This is a genomic window from Comamonas sp. 7D-2, assembly GCF_022749555.1.
Taxonomy (GTDB): Bacteria; Pseudomonadota; Gammaproteobacteria; order Burkholderiales; family Burkholderiaceae_C; genus Comamonas; species Comamonas thiooxydans.
This window is the reverse complement of the sequence record NZ_CP094238.1, coordinates 3962791-3982179: the sequence shown is the minus strand read 5'-3', so window position 1 is coordinate 3982179 and position 19389 is coordinate 3962791. Positions and strand designations below refer to the sequence as shown.

At 63.9% G+C, this 19389-nt stretch carries 17 protein-coding genes; 8 read left to right on the top strand and 9 right to left on the bottom strand.

The features are described from left to right. The first annotated feature begins 30 nt into the window (after nucleotides 1-30). Nucleotides 31-1452 (top strand): metalloprotease PmbA, encoded by a 1422-nt coding sequence (pmbA, locus tag MPZ60_RS18245; protein WP_012839320.1) that lies wholly within the window; start codon nucleotides 31-33, stop codon nucleotides 1450-1452. 57 nt (nucleotides 1453-1509) lie between these two features. Here pmbA and MPZ60_RS18240 read toward each other — a convergent pair whose 3' ends face one another. Then, nucleotides 1510-1863, bottom strand: coding sequence for a hypothetical protein (locus tag MPZ60_RS18240; RefSeq protein ID WP_003069365.1), 354 nt, complete (start codon nucleotides 1861-1863; stop codon nucleotides 1510-1512). A 94-nt stretch (nucleotides 1864-1957) separates the two neighbouring features. Here MPZ60_RS18240 and MPZ60_RS18235 point away from each other — a divergent pair, with 94 nt between their 5' ends. From MPZ60_RS18235 to MPZ60_RS18225, 3 genes are all read left to right on the top strand, one after another. After that, a complete protein-coding gene (locus MPZ60_RS18235) occupies nucleotides 1958-2512 on the top strand; it encodes a hypothetical protein (RefSeq protein ID WP_039049164.1) in 555 nt (184 codons plus the stop codon). Nucleotides 2513-2624: 112 nt separating this feature from the next. Beyond that, nucleotides 2625-3539 (top strand): EamA family transporter, encoded by a 915-nt coding sequence (locus MPZ60_RS18230; protein ID WP_039049165.1) that lies wholly within the window; start codon nucleotides 2625-2627, stop codon nucleotides 3537-3539. A 250-nt stretch (nucleotides 3540-3789) separates the two neighbouring features. Beyond that, nucleotides 3790-6384: an EAL domain-containing protein gene (locus MPZ60_RS18225; protein WP_242882082.1), complete on the top strand. Its 2595-nt coding sequence runs from the start codon at nucleotides 3790-3792 to the stop codon at nucleotides 6382-6384. A 170-nt stretch (nucleotides 6385-6554) separates the two neighbouring features. On the opposite strand, the gene MPZ60_RS18220 is transcribed toward MPZ60_RS18225, so the two are convergent. From MPZ60_RS18220 to MPZ60_RS18205, 4 genes are all read right to left on the bottom strand, one after another. Continuing rightward, complete coding sequence (locus MPZ60_RS18220) at nucleotides 6555-7358, bottom strand: aldolase/citrate lyase family protein (RefSeq protein ID WP_034352739.1); 804 nt, start codon at nucleotides 7356-7358, stop codon at nucleotides 6555-6557. 132 nt (nucleotides 7359-7490) lie between these two features. After that, nucleotides 7491-8972 (bottom strand): NAD-dependent succinate-semialdehyde dehydrogenase, encoded by a 1482-nt coding sequence (locus MPZ60_RS18215; RefSeq protein WP_034352736.1) that lies wholly within the window; start codon nucleotides 8970-8972, stop codon nucleotides 7491-7493. A gap of 62 nt (nucleotides 8973-9034) precedes the next feature. Beyond that, nucleotides 9035-10564: a UxaA family hydrolase gene (locus MPZ60_RS18210; protein WP_034352731.1), complete on the bottom strand. Its 1530-nt coding sequence runs from the start codon at nucleotides 10562-10564 to the stop codon at nucleotides 9035-9037. A 58-nt stretch (nucleotides 10565-10622) separates the two neighbouring features. Then, a complete protein-coding gene (locus MPZ60_RS18205) occupies nucleotides 10623-11606 on the bottom strand; it encodes a tripartite tricarboxylate transporter substrate binding protein (RefSeq protein ID WP_034352729.1) in 984 nt (327 codons plus the stop codon). 111 nt (nucleotides 11607-11717) lie between these two features. Between MPZ60_RS18205 and MPZ60_RS18200 the strand changes: the two genes are divergently transcribed. Together MPZ60_RS18200 and MPZ60_RS18195 are read left to right on the top strand one after the other, a co-directional pair. Next, complete coding sequence (locus tag MPZ60_RS18200; RefSeq protein ID WP_034352726.1) at nucleotides 11718-12653, top strand: LysR substrate-binding domain-containing protein; 936 nt, start codon at nucleotides 11718-11720, stop codon at nucleotides 12651-12653. 139 nt (nucleotides 12654-12792) lie between these two features. Then, the gene (locus tag MPZ60_RS18195) at nucleotides 12793-13254 is read left to right on the top strand and encodes a DUF1801 domain-containing protein (protein WP_034352724.1); all 462 of its coding nucleotides are present in this window, start codon (nucleotides 12793-12795) and stop codon (nucleotides 13252-13254) included. A gap of 116 nt (nucleotides 13255-13370) precedes the next feature. Here MPZ60_RS18195 and MPZ60_RS18190 read toward each other — a convergent pair whose 3' ends face one another. Then, nucleotides 13371-14459, bottom strand: coding sequence for a tartrate dehydrogenase (locus MPZ60_RS18190; protein WP_012839310.1), 1089 nt, complete (start codon nucleotides 14457-14459; stop codon nucleotides 13371-13373). Between the two features lie 128 nt (nucleotides 14460-14587). On the opposite strand from MPZ60_RS18190, the gene MPZ60_RS18185 reads away from it, so the two are divergent. After that, on the top strand, nucleotides 14588-15523 hold the full coding sequence (locus MPZ60_RS18185) for a LysR substrate-binding domain-containing protein (RefSeq protein WP_034352719.1): 936 nt from the start codon (nucleotides 14588-14590) through the stop codon (nucleotides 15521-15523). A gap of 107 nt (nucleotides 15524-15630) precedes the next feature. Here MPZ60_RS18185 and MPZ60_RS18180 read toward each other — a convergent pair whose 3' ends face one another. Continuing rightward, nucleotides 15631-16077 (bottom strand): GatB/YqeY domain-containing protein, encoded by a 447-nt coding sequence (locus tag MPZ60_RS18180; RefSeq protein WP_034352908.1) that lies wholly within the window; start codon nucleotides 16075-16077, stop codon nucleotides 15631-15633. 164 nt (nucleotides 16078-16241) lie between these two features. Beyond that, a complete protein-coding gene (rpsU, locus tag MPZ60_RS18175; RefSeq protein WP_003052999.1) occupies nucleotides 16242-16454 on the bottom strand; it encodes a 30S ribosomal protein S21 in 213 nt (70 codons plus the stop codon). Nucleotides 16455-16954: 500 nt separating this feature from the next. Between rpsU and MPZ60_RS18170 the strand changes: the two genes are divergently transcribed. Then, a complete protein-coding gene (locus MPZ60_RS18170) occupies nucleotides 16955-18004 on the top strand; it encodes a BMP family protein (protein WP_241781309.1) in 1050 nt (349 codons plus the stop codon). Between the two features lie 88 nt (nucleotides 18005-18092). Here the strand turns inward: MPZ60_RS18170 and MPZ60_RS18165 are convergent, their stop codons facing one another. After that, entirely contained in the window at nucleotides 18093-19367 is a 1275-nt protein-coding gene (locus tag MPZ60_RS18165) for an NAD(P)/FAD-dependent oxidoreductase (protein ID WP_034352712.1), read from the bottom strand. Nucleotides 19368-19389: the final 22 nt, after the last annotated feature.

Genomic DNA, 19389 nt, shown 5'->3' with positions numbered 1-19389 from the left:
GCCGCAGTGGCGGCTATCATATCCGCCGCTATGAAAAAACCTCGCTCCAGCAATACAAGCACTTCCAGTGCACAGGCCCAATCCGCACCGCAAGCCGGTTTCAGCTTCAGCCAAGCCTTTTTCGAGGGGCTGGTGGACCAGGCTTTGCAGCATGCCAAAAAGCTGGGTGCGACGGACGCCGGCGCCGAGGCTTCCGAGGGCTGCGGCCTATCGGTCAGCGTGCGCAAGGGCCAGCTGGAGACCGTGGAGCGCAACCGCGACAAGTCGCTGGGCGTGACCGTCTATCTGGGTCAGCGCCGGGGCAATGCCAGCACCTCGGACTTCTCCGAAGCCGCCATCAAGCAGACCGTGCAGGCCGCCTATGACATCGCGCGCTTCACCGCAGAAGACCCGTTTGCCCGCCTGCCCGACAGCGCAGATATCGCGCTGCCCGGCACGCATCGCGATCTGGATCTGTTCCATCCCTGGGATATCACCAGCGAAGCCGCTGCTGAGATGGCGCTGCGCTGCGAGGAGGCCGCCTTCAAGACCCACCGTCGCGTGAGCAACAGCGAAGGTGCGGGCGTCTCGGCCCAGCAAAGCCATTTCTTCACGGCCCATACCAACGGTTTTCGCGGCGGCTACGCCAGCTCGCGCCACAGCATGTCGGTGGCGCCCATCGCCAAGCTGCCCGGCAAGAATGGCGAGATGCAGCGCGACTACTGGTACAGCTCCATGCGCAATGCTGCAGATCTGGCCTCGCCAGAAGCCGTGGGCCGCTACGCCGCAGAGCGCACGCTGAGCCGTCTGGGCAGCCGCAAGATCCCGACCACCGAATGCCCGGTGCTGTTCGAGTCTCCGCTGGCCGCCGGCCTGCTGGGCAGCTTTGTGCAGGCCGTCAGCGGCAGCGCCCTCTATCGCAAGAGCACGTTCTTGCTCGACTCCATGGGCAAGCCCATCTTCCCCAAGCACATCGATGTCGAGGAAGACCCCTTTGTCCTGGGCGGCAAGGGCAGCTCGCCCTTTGACGAAGAGGGCGTGCGCGTGCAGGCTCGCAAGGTGGTCGATGCCGGCCGCGTGGAAGGCTATTTCCTGTCCAGCTACTCGGCGCGCAAGCTGGGCATGAAGACCACGGGCAATGCCGGCGGCTCGCACAATCTGGTCATGACTTCGCGCCGCACCAAGGCGGGCGACGATCTGGATGCCATGCTCAAGAAGCTGGGCACGGGCCTGTTTGTGGTCGAGCTGATGGGCCAGGGCGTGAACTATGTGACCGGCGACTATTCGCGCGGCGCCAGCGGCTTCTGGGTGGAGAACGGCGAGATCGCTTTCCCCGTGGACGAAATCACGATCGCGGGCAACCTCAAGACCATGTTCAAGGGCATTGAGGCCATCGGAGCCGATGCCTACAACTACGGTGCCAAGACCGTGGGCTCCATGCTGATCAATCGCATGAAGGTGGCCGGCAGCTGATCGCTGTTGGTCGCTCCATGAAAAAAGCAGCCCGGCGGCTGCTTTTTCATTTCTGCATCAGCTCTCGGCTGCGGCCTGAACTATGCAGTGCGAGAGTTTCTCGAAATGCTTGTGGGCATCGGCACTGAGCTCGATCTGCTTGCGTCTGGCATCCTCGGTATCGGCCAGCAGGATCCAGCCTTTCTGGCGCATGGACTTCAGACGGGTGTGAATCGTGGCCGGAGACCCCAGTTCACGCTGGGCCATCAGATCCCGGACGCAAAGACGCTCCTGGCGCGTGCCGGCATTGGCGATTTGCTCCAGCAGGCGTTCCTCCAGTGGATCCAGTGCGGGCAGCACTGGCAGGTTGCGGATGGTCGCTGCCAGGTGCAGAAAGCGTAAATAGATATCGGCAGACAGGGACTTTGGCATGAGAAGGCAAAAACAGGCGACGCGCCGCTAACGAAGAGCGAATAAACGGCACTCATAATACTGTGCAGACAGTGAACAAGCTCGGCGGCAGCGCATGAAGAACATTTGGACGCAATTTTCGGTGGCGGTTATCACGGCTTTGCTGTTCCTGGCGATGCTGGCTCTTAATCAGTGGATTTTCTCCGAACTGGAATTTGTCAGGGGCGTCAACTGGATTTACCTGCCTGCAGGCGCTCGTCTGCTTTGTACCCTGCTTTTTGCGGAGGCGGGCGTGGCCGGGCTTTTCGTCGTGTCATGGCTGGTCTGCAACTTCTACTTTTTCCCGGATGACTGGCTGCGGGCATTTGCGGGCGGCATCATGGCCACGCTTGCCCCTTATGGCACCTATTGCGCAGCTCGCAAATGGATGGGGCTCGGGCGATCTCTCAGTGATCTCACGCCGCGTCGCCTGCTGTGGCTCAGTGTCATTTACGGACTGAGCAATGCCTTGCTGCACCAGGCCTGGTCCGTGGTCATAGGGGATGGTTTTCAGATGGACCAGCTTCTTGTGATGATTCTGGGCGACTTCAGCGGCACCTTGATCGTCCTGTACGTATTCAAGGCCTTGCTCATGCTGCCGATCAAAATGGACCGGTATCTGCTCAAGTAAGACCGTTTGCAGTCCCGGTATTCGATTTGACCGCTTTCGCAGCCAGCCATGACTGATGGCAAGTCATACTAGGGGGCTTGATCTAGAAAATCCAATATCAGTTGTCAGTGTCATGAGTTCTGCATCCTCACCCACCTCCGGCATGAGCCGTCCGGACTGGCTCAGCGCCATCATCGTCATCGTGGTCTGGGGTCTTAATTTCGTGGTCATGAAGTGGGGGCTGGCCAAGCTCTCGCCCCTGCTGCTGTGCGCGCTGCGCTTTGCCGCGGCATCGCTGCCGTTTCTGCTGTTCGTGCGTCCGCCCAAAAATCTTTCCTGGGGTCTGCTGGCCGCCTACGGCCTGGTGCAAGGGGTCGGGCAGTTCGGCCTGCTGTTCACCGGCATGAAGCTGGGCATGCCTGCCGGCATGGCATCCGTGGTGCTTCAGACCCAGGCTTTCATCACCATGCTGCTGGCGGCTGCGTTCTTGCACGAGAAACCGCAGCGCTGGCAATGGCTGGGCCTGCTCATCGCTCTTGCCGGACTGCTGCTGATCGGTGCAGCCCATGGTGAGGGGACATCGGATATGACGCTGATCGGTTTTGTGCTGACTGTGGGCGCCGCTGCCATGTGGGCCGGCTCGAACCTGCTGACGCGGATGGCGGCCAAGCAAGGCTCGTATGAGCCGGTGTCCTTCATCGTCTGGACCAGCGTCTTCCCCATGCTGCCGCTGCTGTTGCTGTCCCTGTGGGTGGATGGCGCGGATTCGGTGGCTTCGCAGCTGCAGTCCATAGGCTGGAGCGAGCTTGGGGTGATCGCCTATCTGGCTTTTTTGTCCACCTTGCTGGGCTATGGTCTGTGGACGCGGTTGCTGCAGCGCTATGCAGCCAGCACCGTGGCCCCATTGTCGCTGCTGGTGCCGGTGATCGGTCTGCTGTCGGCCATGCTGCTGCTGGGAGAAGCTCCCAATGGCCTGCAATGGCTGGGCACGCTGGGCGTTCTGCTGGGCATGGTGGTCAACCAATTTGGCGGCAAATGGCGACGCTGAGACACCGGCTGGCTGATAGCCGGGCACACCGCTGCTCTGCCGCAACGGCCTGTGACTGCCCGGCAGAGTACTTTGCCAGCGCAGCACAGGCTCGCAAGTCAATAATCAAAGTTTTTTTTGAACACTTGGACTGAATCACGAATATTGAATCTCGTTTTCGTCATTATTATTGCCTGCATCCAGATAAAAGCATGACTTTTCCATTCCGGATTCGAGCCGGCCTGGGATGCGAATATGCAAAGGAATAATGATGCGAGAGGGAGATATTGGCGCGATGCCTCCTGAGCTGCAGCTGGCCCAGCTGCAGGCCTTGGACAGGGTCATGGCCATGGCTGAATTTGGCCTGGATGGGTCGTTGCACCGTGCCAATGACAACTATCTGCAGCTTATGGGCTTTACGCGTGAGCAGTCTCTGGGCCGCCCGCATCGCAGCTTTTGCTCTGCGCGTCTGGCCGACAGTGCCAGGTATCGGGAAATCTGGACGCATCTGTGCGCAGGCAATGCCTACTCCGGAGTGGTGGAGCGACTACGCAGCGATGGCAGCAGTTGCTGGCTGGAGGCTACCTATTCACCGGTGATGGATGCCCAGGGTCGGGTGATGCATATTCTGAAGATCGCTACCGACGTCACGCAGCGGCGAGCCCGGGAGCAGGCGCAGCAGGAGCACTTGCGTCGCTTGTCCCTGGTGGCCGATGCCTCCGACACGGCAGTGGTCATCAGTGATGGAAGCTCACGCATCGTGCATGTCAACGGCGGCTTTACGCGCATGTTCGGCTGGCGCACCGAGGAGGTCGCGGGGCGCATGCCGATTGCCTTGCTGGCTCCTCAGGCGTCCGAGGCCTTTGTGGACCGTTATCGCGCGGAATTGCGCGCCGGCCAGCCTGTGGGGCGTGAGGAAATCGTGGTCGGCAAGCATGGACAGCGCTACTGGGCCAAGGTCATCAGCAACCCCATCCTCGACGCGGACGGGCGCTGGCAATACACGGTTTCGATGCTGACCGATATCACGCGCTCAAAGATGCATGAGGCCTTGCAGCACCGAGTGCTGGAAGCCATGGCGCGCGAGCGGCCGCTGGTGGAGGTGCTGGAGATGGTGTGCCAGGAGGTCGAGAGGATTGCTCCGGAGGTGACGGCATCGATTCTCGAGGTGGATGCCCAGGGGCTGCTCCATCCGCTGGCCGGACCAAGCCTGCCGCATTCTTATTCAGCGCTGCTAGACGGGGTGGCCATAGGTCCTAGCGTGGGTTCCTGCGGAACGGCGGCCTGGCGCAACGCGCCGGTGCTGGTGGACGATATTGCACATGATCCGTTGTGGACGGATTTCAAGCACCTGATCCTGCCGCTGGGGTTCAAAGCCTGCTGGTCCACTCCCATCTGCAACAGCGGCGGCAAGCCGATCGGTACTTTCGCGTTCTATTACCGGGAGCAGCTGACCGGGGATGCCTCGGCTTTTCACCAGCAACTGGTGGATGCCTGCATCCATCTGTGCGCCCTGGCGCTGGAGCGTGAGCTGTCGCGCGCGCGCATTCGTCAGCTGGCTTTCTACGATGGACTGACCGGATTGCCCAATCGAAGCCTGCTGCAGGCCAAGGCCGATCAGGCGATTGCATCAGCTGCCGGCAATGACGAGCAGTTGGCGGTGCTGTTCATCGACCTGGACCGGTTCAAGCAGGTCAATGATTCTCTGGGTCATCCTGTGGGGGATGAATTGCTGCGCAATGTTGCGACGCGATTACAGCGCGTGCTGCGCAGCTGCGATATTGCCGGGCGTTTGTCGGGTGACGAGTTTGTTGCCGTGCTGCCGCAATGCGATGCGGAGCATGTGGCCAATACCATCGAACGCCTGCAGGAGTTGTTGGCAGAGCCCCTGAATATCGCCGACACCTCGCTGTCCATATCCGCCAGCGTGGGCATTGCAATGTTTCCCATGGACGGCCGGGATATGGAGACCCTGGTGCACCGCGCCGACATGGCCATGTACCAGGCCAAGAGCAAGGGACGCGGCCGTTTCTGTTTCTTCAGCAGCGAAATGAACCGCTTGGCCCAGGAGCGCCTGGCATTGGAGACTGCACTGCGCAAGGCGCTCAAAAGCGGCGGCCTGCGCCTGCACTATCAGCCTCAGATCGAAATGGCCACCGGCCGTCTGTATGGCGTGGAGGCCCTGGCGCGCTGGACCCATGTCGAGCTGGGCGAGATTTCGCCAGCCCGCTTCATCCCGCTGGCCGAAGAGTGCGGGCTGATCGCCGATCTGGGAAGCTGGGCACTGGAAGAGGCCTGTCGCCAGCTGTCGCAGTGGCGCGCCAAAGGGATGGAGGTCCCCGCGGTGTCGGTCAATCTGTCGCCGTCGAGCTTTCACAATCTGGATTTGCCTCGGATGATCGCCGACACGCTGGACCGAAACGATCTGGTGCCGCAGGACCTGACCCTGGAGCTGACGGAAAGCATTTTGCTGGACACCAACCCCAGCACCATGAAGACCATAGACGAGGTGCATGCGCATGGCGTGCGCCTGTCCATGGATGATTTCGGCACCGGCTACTCCAGCCTCAGCTATCTGCGCCGCCTGCCGGTCAGCGAACTCAAGCTGGATCGCAGCTTCGTGGCCGATCTTGAACATGACGAGGCGGCTCGGGCGTTGAGCAGTGCTATTTTGGGCATTGGCAAGAGTCTGCACCTGACCGTGGTGGCGGAAGGAGTGGAGACGCCAACGCAGAGCGTGATGCTGTGCGAGCAGGGCTACCCGGTGGCGCAAGGCTTTCTGTTCGCCCGGCCGCTGGCACCGAAGGAGTTTGAGCATTGGCTGGCCGCCAACCCGCCGACCGCGCCAGGCGCCGTCGCCGCATGAACTTGCGGTGCAGAGGTTCGGCACAGAGCGCTCCAGCAGCGATGACCTGATGTGCAGATGTGGCTGAGAGGCCACGCGCATTGTGATGCGACCGAGGTTTGGGCGGCTCTGCGACATTTCCATCAGGATATACGGGCATGGTTGCAACTTCTGCACGGTGCTTCAAGGCTTCAGTAGGCGGCTCCTGGCAGTGCCGGGGCCGCCACCGTGGAGCCGGCAAACTGGGTACGCAGCTTGCGCGCGGCATTCACGAACATCAGCACATCCACGCCCACGGCCACAAAGCTGCAGCCAAGCTGAAGGTAGCGCTGTGCCAGCGCGGGGTCCGAGGTCAGCGTACCTGCAGCCTTGCCGCTGGCAACAATGGTCCGCATCGCTGCCTCGATGGCAGCCTGCACCTCGGGGTGGCCGGGGTTGCCGCGGTGGCCCATGGAGGCAGCCAGGTCGGCCGGGCCTATGAAGACGCCGTGCACGCCGTCCACGGCGCAGATGGCTTCGAGATTTTTCAGGGCCGTGGTGGTCTCGGCCTGCACCAGCAGGCAGACCTCGTCGTCGGCCACATTCAGATAGTCGGCGCGGCTGCTCCACTGAGAGGCACGTCCCACGGCACTGCCGACGCCGCGCACGCCCAGGGGCGGGTATTGCGTGGCGGCCACGATGGCCTGGGCCTGGTCTGCCGTGTCCACCATGGGCACGAGCAGTGTCTTGGCGCCAATGTCCAGCATCTGCTTGATCAGGGCCGTGCTGCCTTCCACGACTCGCACCACCGGCTGGGCGCCGTGCGGCGCCACGGCCTGCAGCGCACCCAGCGTGCTGCGCAGATCGTTGGGCGCATGCTCGCCGTCGATCAGCAACCAGTCATAGCCTGTGGTGGCGGCCGCTTCGGCCAGGTAGGGGGCGGCCATGGACAGCCACAGTCCGATCTGGGGCTGGCGTGCGGTGATGGCGGTCTTGAAGGGGTTCAGTGCGGGCATGAGGGTCTCGATTCAGTGAAAGGGCGGAGTGCAGGTGAATAGGCGTGGCGCCTGTAACTGGCGCGGCCCAAGCCAGAGACACCAAGCAAGGGCCTGGCTGGCCACGCAGCGCCTCAGGGAGATGTCCTGCATTCAATCCAACCCACCTTGGCAGACGTATTTGATGTGCAGGTAATCGTCGAGCCCGTGGGTCGAGCCTTCGCGGCCGTAGCCTGACTCCTTGACACCGCCAAAGGGCGCGGCCTCGGCGGCCAGAGCGCCTTCGTTGACGCCCACGATGCCCGACTCCAGGGCATCGGCGACACGCCAGATGCGACGTATGTCCTGACTGTAGAAATAGGCGGCCAGACCGAACGGCGTGTCGTTGGCGGCGGCGATGACCTCGGCCTCGTCGTCGAACACGGTCAGCGGAGCCACGGGCCCGAAGGTTTCTTCGCAGGCGCAGGCCATGGAGGCCGTGGCGCCCGAGAGCACGGTGGGGGCGTAGTAGGTGGGGCCCAGATCCGTCAGGCGCTTGCCGCCGGTGAGCACCTTGGCGCCCTTGGCCACCGCGTCCTCCACATGGCGGGCGATCTTCTCGACCGCGCGGTCATTGATCATGGGGCCGATCTGCGAGACCGGGTCACTGGCCGGGCCCACATGCAAGGCTGCTACACGGGCGCTGAGCTGCTGGGCAAAGGCCTCGTACACCGAGCTGTGCACAAAGACGCGATTGGGGCAGACGCAGGTCTGGCCGCCGTTGCGGAACTTGGCGGCCATGAAGCCGTCCACGGCGGCTGCCACATCGGCATCCTCGAAAACGATGAAGGGCGCATTGCCGCCCAGCTCCAGCGAGAGCTTTTTCAGCGTGTCGGCGCTGCGGCGCGCCAGGTGCTTGCCCACGGGCGTGGAGCCTGTGAAGGTGATCTTGCGCACGCGGCTGTCGTCCAGCCACTGGTCCACCACCTCGGGCGTGCGCTCGCGCGAAGCCGTGACGATGTTGAGCACCCCGGCCGGCACCTCGGCTTCGTGCGCCAGCAGCACCAGGGCCAGTGAAGTCAGCGGTGTGTCCTCGGCCGGCTTGCAGACCACGGTGCAGCCCGCGGCCAGGGCAGGCGCGATCTTGCGCGCGATCATGGCGGCCGGGAAGTTCCAGGGTGTGATGGCGGCGACCACGCCCACGGGCTCGCGCAGGGCGAACATGCGCCGGCCCGGCACGGGCGCGGGAATGACTTCGCCGTTCATGCGTGTGGCGGCCTCGCCGAACCATTCGATGTAGCTGGCGGCATAGGCCACTTCGCCCTTGCCTTCGGCCAGCGGCTTGCCCTGCTCCAGCGAGATCAGCGTGCCCAGATCGTCCTGATGGGCCAGCACCAGGTCGTTCCAGCGCTTGATGATGGCGGCGCGTTGCTTGGCCGGCAGCTTGCGCCAGGCGGGCAGCGCCGCCTGGGCGGCATCCACGGCGGCGCGCGCATCGGCCGCACCTGAATCGGGAACGTTGGTGATGGTGCTGCCCGTGGCCGGATCGGTCACGGCAAAGCTGGCGCCGCTGGCAGCGGGCGTCCAGGTGCCGGCGATGAAGTTGGCGCTGCGCTGCAGTTCGGTGCGTTGCAGTCTGAGTGGCGTGGCGTTCATGGTGAAAATCGCAGAAAGTGAAGATTGGGTATGGGCGGGAAGCTCTGGAAGATGCGTTTTCCTCAGCTCACGATGCCCAGATGCCAGGGCACGAATTCATGGTCGCCCAGTCCCAGGGCTTCGCTCTTGGTTGGCTCGCCGCTGGCATGGTGCAGGATCCGCTCGAAGATCTGCTGGCCCAGCTCGGGCACGCTCAGCTCTCCGTCGACGACCACGCCGCAGTTGATGTCCATGTCTTCCTGCAGGCGCTTGTACATGGGGGTGTTGCTGGCCAGCTTGATGGTGGGTGCGGGCTTGCTGCCGAACATGGAGCCGCGGCCCGTGGTAAAGCAGATCAGCTGGGCGCCGCTGGCGATCTGGCCCGTGGAGGCCACCGGGTCGTAGCCCGGCGAGTCCATGAAGACGAAGCCGTGTTCGGTGATGGGCTCGGCATATTCATAGACGGCGCGCAGCGGCGTGGTGCCGCCCTTCATGGCGCTGCCCAGGGATTTCTCAAAGATGTTGGCCAGGCCGCCGGCCTGGTTGCCATGACCGACCACGCCGTTGAACTGGGCGTTCTGGCCGGCTGCGTAGCGTTCCCACCAGGCCAGGCGGTCCAGCAGCTTCTGGCCGACTTCGGGACTGATGGCGCGGCGCGTGAGCATGAACTCCACGCCATGGATCTCGGGTGTCTCGGACAGAATGGCCGTGCCGCCGTGGCGCACCAGAATGTCCATGGCCGCGCCCAGGCCGGGGTTGGCAGTGATGCCCGAGAAGCCGTCCGAGCCGCCGCATTCCAGGCCGATCTTGAGATGGGCGGCGCTGACGGTGCTGCGCTGCGCCTGGTTGGCGATGGGCAGCATTTCTTCGATGGCGGCAATACCTGCTTCGATGGTGGCGCGCGTGCCACCCACTTCCTGCATCACCAGGGTGCGCAGCAACTGGCCTTCCTTGAGGCCTTGCGAATCCACCAATGCATCGACCTGGTTGCGTTCGCAGCCCAGGCCCACGATGAGCACGCCCGCCAGGTTGGGGTGGCGCGCATAGCCGGCCAGGGTGCGGCGCAGCACATCGAAGTGCTCGCTGGGTGAGGACATGCCGCAGCCGCTGCTCTGGGCAAAGGCGGCCACGCCGTCCACATTGGGAAAGGCTGCCAGCCGTTCGGGCGTGAAGTGGGCGGCGATGCGCTTGATCACGGTGGCCGAGCAGTTGACCGAGGACAGGATGCCGATGAAGTTGCGCGTGCCCACGCCGCCGCCCGCTCGCACAAACCCCTGGAAAGTGGCGCGCAGCTCCTCGGGCACGTAGTCCACGGGCCGTACGTCAGCACCGAACGACGGGTCGCGGTAGTAGTCCACCAGCTTGAGGTTGTGGCTGTGCACATAGTCGCCAGGCTCCAGGTCGCGTGTGGCGACGCCGATCACCGTGTCGTACTTCTTGACCTGCTCGCCCTCGGCGATGCGGCGTGCCGCGATCTTGTGGCCGGCCGGCACCTGGGCGCGCGTGCGCACTCCCAGCTCGGGAATGTCCTGGCCCAGGGCCAGGGCGGTCTTGGCCACCAGCACGTTGTCGTTGGGGTGCAGGTGCAGCAGGGAAGAAGAGGAGGAGAGCATCTTGGAGTCCGGGGATGGCGGGCTTGAGGCAGTGGGGATGCGGCGGGGACGCGGCGCGTCAGCGCATCAGCTCGCGCAGTTTGAGTTTGTCGATGAGCACGGTTTCCTTCTGGTAGACCGTGTTCACATATTTGGCGTAGTCGGGGCCGTCCAGGTAGAGCAAGGGCGCGTCCAGCCTGTCGGCCACGGACTTGAACTCGGGGCTGGCCACGGCCTGGCGGAAGGCATCGCGCAGCTTGGCTTCGACGGCGGGCGGCAGGCCCTTGGGCGCGCCGATGCCGTTGGGCGCATCGACGACCACGTTGTAGCCCAGGTCCTTGAGCGTGGGCACGTCCTTGAAGCGCGGCGTGCGCTGCTCGCCCCAGGTGGCCAGCAGGCGCAGCTTGCCGGCTTCGACATGCGGAGCCCAGGAGCTGGAGTCGGCCAGCGCATCCACATGGCCGCCCAGCACGCCCTGCAGCGCCTCGGCGCCGCCCTTGTAGGGCACGTGGCTGAGCTGTATGCCGGCTGCGGCCGCAAATTCTTCCATGCCCACATGCGTGGCGCCGCCCACGCCGGCGTGGGCGTAAGTGATGCTGCCGGGCTTGGCCTTGGCGGCGGCGACGAAGTCCTGCAGGGTCTTGAAGCGCGAGTTGGCCGGCACGGCGATACCGAAGGTCTGGCCCGAGGTACGCGCGATATAGGTGTAGTCCTTGCGCGGATCGGCCTGCAGCGTGCCCAGCTGGGAGAAGCGCGTGACCGAGATCGGGATCTGGCCGATGGTGTAGCCATCGGGCTTGGCCGAGGCCAGGGCCTTGGAGCCGATCATGCCCGAGGCTCCGGCGCGGTTTTCCACTGCAATCGCCTGGCCCAGGATGCGGCTGGCCACGGTGCACAGCGCGCGCATGGACTGGTCGGCCGTGCCGCCGGCAGGCCAGGGGCAGATGAAGGTGATGGGGCGTTCGGGCCAGGTCTGGGCCAGCAGGCGGGTGGAACTGCCGAGCGTGGCTGCGCCGAGGGTGCCGAGCACAAAGCTGCGTCGGCTGCTGTGTGGGGGGATCATCGCTTGTCTCCTGTCGTTATATGAACTGCCAGCCCCGATTGTTCAAAACTGCTCCATGACAATCCAATGAAAAGATAGACTCTCTTCATAACTATTAGGTAATGAAGCCCCATGAGCAAGATCGATCGTGTGCTGCGCTCCAACCTCAAGCTGCGCCATCTGCAACTGCTGGTGGCGCTGGACCAGTTCCGCCACCTGGGCCGTGCGGCCGAGTTTCTGGCAGTGACCCAGCCTGCCGTCTCCAAGACTCTGGCCGAGGTCGAACGCATGCTGGGCATGGCTCTGTTCGAGCGCTCCACGCGCGGCACCGAACCCACGGCAGCCGGTGTCAGCATGGTGCGTTTTGCACGCTCGGTGCTGGCCGGTTTCGAACGCACGCGCGACGAGATGGCTGCCGAGGCCAGCGGTGCCCGCGGGCGCGCCAGTGTGGGCGCCATGGTGGTGGCCACGCCGGTGCTGCTGGCGCGCGCCGTGGAGCGGCTCAAGGCGCGTTCGGACCAGACCACGGTGATGGTGGAGGAGGGGGACCTGACGCGCTTGCTGCCCAAGCTGCGCCTGGGGGAGCTGGATCTGTTCGTGGGGCGGTTGGAGCCCGGCTATGCCGCGCCCGACCTGGAGACCGAGGCGCTGTACGACGATCCCATGGTGGCCGTGGTGCGGCCCGGTCATGCGCTGCTGGCGCCGGGTGCGGCCAGCTGGCAGGCCCTGGCGGGCCAGCCCTGCGTGCTGCCGCCGCCCTGGGCCTCGCTGCGAGTGAAGCTGGAGCAGCAGTTCTATGCCCACGGCCTGCACCCGCCAGCCGACATCGTGGAGACCGCGTCCTTTCTCTCGCAGCTGACCTTTGTGCACCAGCGCGGCGCCGTGGCCTTCATGGCGCGTGGCGTGGCCCGCTGTCATGCCGCCCTGGGTACGCTGGCCATGCTGGATCTGGTCGTGCCCATAGATCTGCCGCCCGTGGGACTGATCACCTTGCGTGGCCAGCCGCTGACGCCGACCACGGGCTTGCTGGTCGAATGCCTGCGCGAGGTTGCGGGGGAGCTGGGCTGAGCCTGGTATGAGCCTGATATAGGGCGGGCTGGCACTCTGGGACCGCTCTGCTCTGGCGTGCTACCGTGGTGCAATCCTTGTCCCATGTCTTGAGCCTTGTGCTGGACATGATTCCAGGTCCAACCATGGAGACCCATCTATGACTGCCTTGCTACCCATGCCTGCACCTTCGGCCGAGCCTGTCAGCGGCCCCGAGGCTTCGGCTCTGATCGATGCCAGGATTGCCGGCCTGGACGACTGGCGCGGCGCCATGCTGGCCCGCGTGCGGGCGCTGATCCGCGAGGCCTTGCCCGCCGTGGTGGAAGAGCTGAAATGGCGTGGAACGCCCGTATGGTCGCAGGACGGCATCCTGTGTACGGGCGAGACCTACAAGGCCGTGGTCAAGCTGACCTTTGCGCATGGTGCGGCCCTGGCCGATCCGGCCGGCCTGTTCAATGCCAGTCTTGAAGGCGCCACGCGCCGGGCCATAGATCTGCATCTGGGCGATGCGCTTGACGCCGCAGCGTTCCAGGCGCTGGTGCAGGCCGCAGCACAGCGCAATGCCCAGGCCCGGGCGGCCAGAAAACCGGCTTCGCAAGCCAAAGCCAAATCCCCGGGCTGAAGCCTGCGCCGCCGTTGGGCCTGGGCGTTCAGACGTAAAAAGCACCCTGGTGCAGGTTGTGCCTGCACGGGTGCTTCTCATTTTGAATCAGGCCGGCCGCGGCCAGCCTGGAGCCATCAGGCCTTGGCGATGGCCGCGGCGATGGCTTCACCCACCTCGGTGGTGTTGGCCTTGCCGCCCAGATCGGGCGTCAGCGGACCGGCCTTGATCGTGTGCTCGATAGCGGCCACGATGGTGTCGTGGGCCTGGCGCCAGGCACCTTCGCTGCGGCCCAGGAAGTCCAGCATCAGCGCACCCGACCAGACCATAGCGATGGGGTTGGCGATGTTCTTGCCGTAGATGTCGGGCGCCGAGCCATGCACGGGCTCGAACAGCGAGGGGAAGTTGCGGTCGGGGTTGAGGTTGGCCGACGGCGCCAGGCCGATGGTGCCCGTGGTGGCAGGGCCCAGGTCGGACAGGATGTCGCCAAACAGATTGGTGGCGGCCACCACGTCGAAGCGGCCGGGCTGAAGCACGAAGCGCGCGGTCAGGATGTCGATGTGCTGTTTGTCCAGCGTGACTTCGGGGTAGTCCTTGGCCACGTCGTCGGCGCGCTTGTCCCACCAGGGCATGCTAATGGCGATGCCATTGCTCTTGGTGGCCAGGGTCACGTGCTTCTTGGCGCGGCTCTGGGCCAGATCGAAGGCGTACTTGAGCAGTCGGTCGGCGCCCTTGCGCGAGTAGACCGATTCCTGGATCACGATCTCGCGGTCTGTGCCTTCGAACATCACGCCGCCCAGCGAGGTGTATTCGCCTTCGGTGTTCTCGCGCACCACGTAGTAATCGATGTCGCCGGGCTTGCGGCCGGCCAGGGGGCAGGGAACGCCTTCGAACAGGCGCACCGGACGCAGATTGATGTACTGGTCGAATTCGCGGCGGAACTTGAGGAGGGACCCCCACAGCGAGACATGGTCGGGCACGGTGGCGGGCCAGCCCACGGCGCCGAAGAAGATGGCGTCCATGCCCGAGAGCTGGGCCTTCCAGTCGTCGGGCATCATCTGGCCGTGTTCGGCGTAGTAGTCGCAGTGGGCCCAATCGAAATGGTGGAACTCCAGCGGCAGGTCGAAGCGCCTGGCTGCGGCTTCCAGCGCGCGCAGGCCTTCGGGCATGACTTCCTTGCCGATGCCGTCGCCGGCGATGACTGCAATCTTTTTGGGTGTGGACATGGTGCTCTCTCGTGAATGTGTTGGGTGGCGAGGCAGCGGCTCAGCCTGTGCCTGGCGGTATTCTGCACCTTACATAACTGAATACAATTGACTGATCGTAGCCTGATTGTTTACAGATCGTGCAGAAAATGCCCTCGCCCGAAGACCTGCGTGTCTTCACCACCGTGGTGCGCAAAGCCAGCTTTGCCGAGGCTGCGGCCGCGCACAATGCTTCGCCGGCCTTTGTCAGCAAGCGCATCCGCCTGCTGGAGCAGGAGCTGGGCGTGAAGCTGCTGCATCGCACCACACGGCGGGTAGCTGTCACCGAGCAGGGCGAGCGCGTCTACCACTGGGCGCAGCGCATTCTGGACGAGGTCGAGCATCTGCTGCAGGAGGTGGATGTGACGCGGCGCCAGCCGCGCGGCCTGCTGCGGGTGTCCACCAGCTTCGGTTTTGGCCGCAATGTGGTTGCGCCCGCACTGTCGCAGCTGATTGCGCAATATCCGGCGCTGCAGCTACGCCTGGAGGTGTTTGACCGCATCGTCGATGTTGCGGCCGAGGGCTTCGATCTAGACGTACGCGTGGGCGACGAGATCGCCCCGCACCTGATTGCCCGGCATCTGGCCGACAACCATCGCGTGCTGTGTGCGGCCCCGGCCTATGTGCAGCGGCGTGGCAGCCCGCGCACGCTCGACGAGCTGGCTGCGCATGACTGCCTGGTCATCAAGGAGCGTGACCATCCCTTCGGTGTCTGGAAACTGCGCTCGGGCAGTCAGGAGCGCAGCGTGAAAGTGACCGGGCCGCTGTCCACCAATCATGGCGAGATGGCCGTGCAATGGGCGCGCGACGGCCATGGCATCGTGTTGCGATCGCTCTGGGATGTGGCGGCCGATCTGCAGGCCGGCAGCCTGCTGCAGTTGCTGCCCGAGTGGCAGCAGCAGGCGAATATCTGGGCCGTCTATCCGACGCGACTGGAGCGCTCGGCCAAGGTGCGGGTCTGCGTCGAGTTTCTGCAGGAGTTCTTCAGCAAACAGGCGCCCATGGGATTCAGAAATGCTATAAAAAAAGAAGCTGCTATCGCTTGATATACATAAATTTCAGATCATTTTTAATCTGAAAGATATGTACTGCAAGCGCAAGCAGCTTCTGTTTTTGAGCCTGGTGCCGCATGGTGGCTCAGGCCGGTTGCCAACTATCGGGTCAGCGCGGCCTTCACGGCAGCGGACACCAGGCCCATATCGGCCTTGCCGGCCAGCTGGGCCTTGACGGCGCCCATCACCTTGCCCATGTCGCCAGGGCCGGAGGCACCCAGTTCGGCCACGATGGCCTGCACGGCTGTGGTGATCTCGGCCTCGCCCATGCGTTCGGGCAGATAGACCTTGAGCACTTCCATTTCGGCCTTTTCCACGTCGGCCAGATCGCTGCGGTTGGCGGCTTCGAAGGCGGCGATGGAGTCCTTGCGCTGCTTGATCAGCTTGTCGACGATGGCGATGACGGCGGCGTCGTCGAGCTCGATGCGCTCGTCCACTTCCTTTTGCTTCATCGCGGCCTGCAGCAGGCGGATGGTGCCCAGGCGCGCGCTGTCCTTGGCACGCATGGCGGTCTTCATGTCTTCGGTAATCTGGGCTTTCAGGCTCATGGCTTTCTCCTTGGGGTGGGCGAACGGACGCTGACTGTCCATGCGCTGGGAGGTCACTGCGCAGCCGGGCAGGCTTGGCAGTGGCCAGAAAACAAAAAACCCGCGCCTGGCGTCCCGAGCGCGGGTTTGCGGCTGTTTTAAGGCCGACTGGTCCTAATCAACGATTAGTACAGCTTCTTAGGCAGTTGCATGCTGCGAACGCGCTTGTAGTGACGCTTCACGGCAGCAGCCTTCTTGCGCTTGCGCTCGGCTGTGGGCTTTTCGTAGAACTCGCGAGCACGCAGATCGGTCAGCAGACCCAGCTTTTCGATGGTGCGCTTGAAGCGGCGCAGGGCAACTTCATAGGGCTCGTTTTCTTTGACGCGGATGGTAGTCATTTAATTTCCAGATATATCTGTGCTGACAGAGGGTTCTCGGGAAGATCGGGCCTGAGAGCCGTGAACAGCGGTTTCCCCGCCACTTTTTAACTAGTATGGCCGACGGGGTAATGCCAGCAAAGTCGAGCATTATAGACCAAGACTTGGGCTGCGTCTTGAATGGGGCGTGAAGCAATTCGGAGTCGGTCGCGCGTGCATGGTTTTGCGGCAGCAGGCAGGGCGTTGTCGCAGACCAGATTCAGGCACCGCCATTGTGCCTTTTGGACTATCGGCGCGTTCAAGTCGCGTGTATTGCGGAGCGAGGCCGGATGCGCAATGCAAGAGCACGGTGCTGCCCAGGCGCCAGGACAGCCGAGCCCGGCGCTGGGGTTTCTTGCGAGTATCGTGTGCACGGAAATTGCATACAGTTTGAGGGCTTTATTTCGTGACCGAGGTCAAGGAATAAGTGGGTTTCGTGCCTGTGCGCGTCGCTGTTTTTCTGTGTTCAAGGAGCTTCCATCTTGTCCAGCGCTTCTCATTCCTCATTTATTTCGCGTCGCCAATGGATGGCTTCGGCCATAGCCGTGCCGGGCTTGCTGGCATTGACGGCCTGTGCCGGCAGGGCCGGAGTTTCCGGGCCTGCCGCATCCGGCGGTTCCCTGGTGGTGGGCGGTCTGTTTGCGGGCTCGCGCAGCGACAAGGGCTTTATGGAGGCCGGCTGGCGCGGCCTGGAAAAAGCACGCCAGGAGCTGGGCGTGCAGACCCGCTTTCTCGACGGCATGGCGCCCAGGAAGGAGTTGCTGGTGCCGGCTCTTGCACAGCTTGCGGAGCAGGGTGCGCAGCTGGTGATTGCCCATGGCGGGCAGAACAATCAGGCCGCAGCCGAAGTTGCGGCGCGCTTCCCCAGGACCCAGTTCGTCGTGACCCAGGGCGCGGTACAGGGAGGCAATCTCTGCAGCTATGACGTGCTGCAGGAAGAGTCGGCCTATCTGGCGGGCGTGCTGGCGGCGCTGACCACCAAAACCGGTGTGGTCGGCCATATGTCGGGCATTCGCGTGCCCCCGGGGCTCAAGGGGCGTGCTGCCTATGCTGCCGGTGTGCGCGATACCGACCCCAGGGTCAAGCTGCTGACGAACTTCTCGGGCGATCAGGACGACAACGCTTTGTCGCACCGCATTGCCAAGGCCCAGATGGCTGCCGGTGCCGATGTGATCTTCACCATGCTCAACTCCGGCCGCGATGGCGTGACCCAGGCCTGCCGCGAAGCGGGCACGCGCCAGATCGGCAATGTGATCGACTGGACCACGGTGGACCCGCAGGTGTTCGTCGCTTCCGCCTGGGCCGATGTGGGCATTGGCGCGTTCTTGGCCGTCAAGGACATGCAGGAGCGCGGTGCGCCCGGCCCGGGTATTCGCAAGATTGGCCTGAGCGACCCGGCGGCCGTACGCCTGACCATGGGCCAGGGCGTTGCCGCCGCTGTGCGCGAGCGCGTGGCCAAGGCGTCGGCTGCCATCGCCTCGGGGCAGCTCAAGGTTCCCGAGCACTATGAAGGCAAGGAGTTTTCTGCCTGACCGGGTGGTGCGCTGGAGGCGCAGGCAGCAAAAAAGGATGACTCAACCATCCTTTTTTCATGGCGGCAGGCGCTTCGGTTCCAGTCGCTCAAGCCATGACCGATTGCTTTTCCGCCATGGCCTGGGCGCAGGCGGCGGCACTGGCCCAGGCCCACTGGAAGTTGTAGCCCCCCAGCCAGCCGGTGATGTCCACCACCTCGCCGATAAAGTACAGGCCCGGGCGGCTCTTGCACTCCATGGTTTGCTGGGACAGCACCTTGGTGTCCACGCCGCCCAGCGTGACCTCGGCTTTTTTGTAGCCCTCGGTACCCGTGGGAGTGATCTCCCAGCGCGACAGCTGCTCGGCCAGTCTGGCCAGGGCCTTGTCGCTGGCCTCGTTGATGGGGCGCTGCAACTCGGGCATGCGGCCGACCCAGGCATCGGCCAGGCGCGCGGGCAGGTGGGCGGCCAGCTCGTTGGCCACAAGCTTGCGCGAGTGGAGCTTGGCCTGGGCCAGCACCTCGGCCAGATCCACGCCAGGCAGCAGATTGATCTGCAGCGGGGTGCCGGACTTCCAGTAGCTGGAGATTTGAAGTACCGCAGGGCCGGAGAGGCCGCGATGGGTGAACAGCAAATCCTCGTGGAAGCTCATGCGCTCCTTTTTACTGCCGGTGCTGATTTCCACGGGCAGGGCCAGACCGGCCAGGCCAGCGTAGGGTTGCCAGCCTTCGCCGTCGAAGGTCATGGGCACCAGGCCGGGCGTGCGCTCGATCAGCGGCAGGTCGAACTGCTGGGCCAGGCGGTAGCCGAAGTCGGTGGCGCCTATCTTGGGAATGCTCAGGCCGCCGGTGGCAATGACCAGATTGGTGGCCTGTACCAGGCCACGATCGGTTTCAATCTGATAGCTGCAATCGCTTTCTGTGTCTTGGTTTGACGGCGAAAATACTACTTTCTTGACCTGGCAAGGCTGCCAGCGCTGCACGCCGCCCGCGCTGCACTCGGCCAGCAGCATGGCGATGATGTCCTCGGCCGAATGGTCGGCAAACAACTGGCCTTTGTGCTTTTCGTGGTGGGCAATGCCATGCCTGTCCATCAGCGTGATGAAGTCGGCAGGCGTGAAGCGCGACAGGGCCGAGCGGCAGAACTGGGGGTTCTGCCCCACAAAATGCTTGTGCGGCGCACGCACGTCCAGATCTCGGTTGGTGAAGTTGCAGCGTCCGCCGCCCGAGATGCGAATCTTCTCGGCCACCTTGGGCGCATGATCGATCAGCAGCACCTTCAGGCCCTGCTGGCCGGCCTGGGCCGCGCAGAACAGGCCGGCGGCACCGGCGCCGATGATGATGGCGTCAAAAATCTGGAAGGGGACCTGTGAAGAGGAGGACACGGCAGGCAGGGCGATGGAGCAA

Bases quoted from the DNA above. Each gene is read 5' to 3' on its own strand.
- pmbA (WP_012839320.1), top strand. From the start codon at position 31: ATGAAAAAACCTCGCTCCAGCAATACAAGCACTTCCAGTGCACAGGCC.
- MPZ60_RS18240 (WP_003069365.1), bottom strand. From the start codon at position 1,863: ATGCCAAAGTCCCTGTCTGCCGATATCTATTTACGCTTTCTGCACCTG.
- MPZ60_RS18235 (WP_039049164.1), top strand. From the start codon at position 1,958: ATGAAGAACATTTGGACGCAATTTTCGGTGGCGGTTATCACGGCTTTG.
- MPZ60_RS18230 (WP_039049165.1), top strand. From the start codon at position 2,625: ATGAGTTCTGCATCCTCACCCACCTCCGGCATGAGCCGTCCGGACTGG.
- MPZ60_RS18225 (WP_242882082.1), top strand. From the start codon at position 3,790: ATGCGAGAGGGAGATATTGGCGCGATGCCTCCTGAGCTGCAGCTGGCC.
- MPZ60_RS18220 (WP_034352739.1), bottom strand. From the start codon at position 7,358: ATGCCCGCACTGAACCCCTTCAAGACCGCCATCACCGCACGCCAGCCC.
- MPZ60_RS18215 (WP_034352736.1), bottom strand. From the start codon at position 8,972: ATGAACGCCACGCCACTCAGACTGCAACGCACCGAACTGCAGCGCAGC.
- MPZ60_RS18210 (WP_034352731.1), bottom strand. From the start codon at position 10,564: ATGCTCTCCTCCTCTTCTTCCCTGCTGCACCTGCACCCCAACGACAAC.
- MPZ60_RS18205 (WP_034352729.1), bottom strand. From the start codon at position 11,606: ATGATCCCCCCACACAGCAGCCGACGCAGCTTTGTGCTCGGCACCCTC.
- MPZ60_RS18200 (WP_034352726.1), top strand. From the start codon at position 11,718: ATGAGCAAGATCGATCGTGTGCTGCGCTCCAACCTCAAGCTGCGCCAT.
- MPZ60_RS18195 (WP_034352724.1), top strand. From the start codon at position 12,793: ATGACTGCCTTGCTACCCATGCCTGCACCTTCGGCCGAGCCTGTCAGC.
- MPZ60_RS18190 (WP_012839310.1), bottom strand. From the start codon at position 14,459: ATGTCCACACCCAAAAAGATTGCAGTCATCGCCGGCGACGGCATCGGC.
- MPZ60_RS18185 (WP_034352719.1), top strand. From the start codon at position 14,588: ATGCCCTCGCCCGAAGACCTGCGTGTCTTCACCACCGTGGTGCGCAAA.
- MPZ60_RS18180 (WP_034352908.1), bottom strand. From the start codon at position 16,077: ATGAGCCTGAAAGCCCAGATTACCGAAGACATGAAGACCGCCATGCGT.
- rpsU (WP_003052999.1), bottom strand. From the start codon at position 16,454: ATGACTACCATCCGCGTCAAAGAAAACGAGCCCTATGAAGTTGCCCTG.